Below are 1980 nucleotides of genomic sequence, written 5' to 3'. Positions count from 1 at the left end.
CAAAGTAGCGATGTCCGAGTATGAACGCATCCAAGCGGCGTTTCATGCAAACCGCGAGAGGTTAAAGGCTGAACGACTTGCTCGCGAGGCCGAAGCGGCGGCGCGGAAGCACAAAAACCTGATCACGGCCCACTCTCCGAATATGCACGGCGGTCTGCGGCACCGCTGATACGTGCATTCAAAATTATCAATCGAAAAGGGCAGGCGCTTGCGAAGTGCAAGCCGGTTTAGTGGTTCGGCTGCGCACATAATTCGGTGGCAGCCAATTCAGCCCTCTTTGGGGACCTCGATTGGCTTTTCGCCCTCAACCCCGATACCGCCGCGGCTCAACGTAGCTGCGCTTCCAGATCCCGCGACCGGCTTGCTCAGCTCTCTGTTGGGCTGGGCCGTGCTTGCCGCTGGAGTACCGCGGCCAGTCCAACGCAAGACCTTGGGCAAACAGCCATTCGCCGAGATCCGTATCGCCGACTGTACAGGTAGCAACGGTCCGCCCGTAACGGTCGAGGTTGACTGGCGCGCAGTTCACTGGCCGCTTTCCGATAAACTCGTCGAGCGCATTCGCTGCTTCTGCTCCGCAGCGATACTGGAGGCTGTCCTCGCCTCGGCAAAACCGTGTGTTCTCCGGCGCATCGACGCCCCAGAGACGAATGCGCGCGTTATGGATTTCGATCGTATCGCCGTCGATGACGCTGGCCTGTCCAACAAAATCATCGGCCTTTGCCGGAGCCGCAACAACGACGATCGTTCTCAACGAGCAGGGCCGAGGCAAGCGTCTCAAGTCGGGTCATTGTTTGCGCTTCGCTTCCGCCAGTTTGACCATCACTTGAAGGGCGCGATTGGTTGGTGTCGGAATGCCCAATTCGGCGCCCTTGCGCACGACGTACCCGTTGAGAAAGTCGATCTCGCTTGGCTTGCCACGCGCGAGATCCTGCGCAGTGGACGACATCTGGTTCGGCATTGCCGTGGGAATTTTCAGGATTTGCTCAAGGAGGTCTTCCTGCACGAGTACGCCGCAAGCACGAGCCACGGTGATGGCTTCCTGCACCGCGCTTGCCACGACATCCCTGGTGCCTTCGACGTCCAGCATCGGTCCGTAGGAGATGCCCGCCACGGCAGAGAGCGCATTATAGGCGCAGTTCGTGACCAGTTTGCTCCAGAGGACCCTTTCGATGTCGTCGGTGACGGTCGTCTGGATGTCGGCCGCGCGTAGAGTTTGTGCCAACGTTTCGCTTTTTGGGGATGAGCCGATTACGAGGGCACCGCCGCCGTGATGCTTGACGTGGCCGGGGCCGGCCATTTCGCTGCCGACATAGACCACGGCAGGAATAACTGGATGCCCCGTGACGGCGCGGAGACGCTGTGCATTGTCGACGCCGTTCTGGAGACTGAGGACCGACGTTTCCGGACCTAAGCGTCCAGCCAAAGACCGACCTGCTTCCTCTGTATCGGCTGACTTCACGCAAAATAGCACCAAGTCTGGCGAGGCGAGGGAGCTTGCGTCTGTAGACGCACTGGCAGGCAAGTATCCCTTGAAGTTCTGCGTGTCCAGGAGGAGGCCATGCGCATTGATTGCATCGACGTGCGTTTGCCTGCCGATGAACATCACGTCATGCCCAGCCCTCGCGAGCAGACCGCCATAGTAGCATCCCACCGCTCCAGCTCCGACGATCGCGATTTGCACGTTTATCTCCTGGTCGTTGAACAGTGTGTCAGGCAGCCGCGCGCCAATCTTGCTGGCGGAACCTATCGACCACCTCGATTGTTGCTTAGGAAGCCTCTGGCACCGCCGGCCTTCCCAACCGCCGTCGACTAAGGTGGAGGAAACTATGCTGAGAGCTGGGTGCGGCAAACAGGTTTCGTTGGCGCTCGCTGGGATCCTGGTTTGCGCAGCCGTGGGGCTCTGGTTCACAGACGTAGCCCAAGCGGGCCGTGGCGGTGGCGGCGGCGGTGGTTTTCATGGTGGCGGCGGCGGTTTCCACG

At 60.3% G+C, this 1980-nt stretch carries 2 protein-coding genes; both read right to left on the bottom strand.

The features are described from left to right. Positions 1-304 precede the first annotated feature (304 nt). Positions 305-751, bottom strand: a complete 447-nt coding sequence (locus AC630_RS41285) for a thermonuclease family protein (protein WP_245330663.1) — start codon at positions 749-751, stop codon at positions 305-307. A 33-nt stretch (positions 752-784) separates the two neighbouring features. Then, on the bottom strand, positions 785-1681 hold the full coding sequence (locus AC630_RS41280; RefSeq protein ID WP_074124136.1) for a ketopantoate reductase family protein: 897 nt from the start codon (positions 1679-1681) through the stop codon (positions 785-787). Positions 1682-1980 lie beyond the last annotated feature (299 nt).

The organism is Bradyrhizobium sp. AS23.2 (assembly GCF_001908185.1).
Lineage (GTDB): Bacteria > Pseudomonadota > Alphaproteobacteria > Rhizobiales > Xanthobacteraceae > Bradyrhizobium.
Note: the sequence above shows the minus strand (reverse complement) of the source record. Positions and strands in the feature narration are given on the sequence as shown.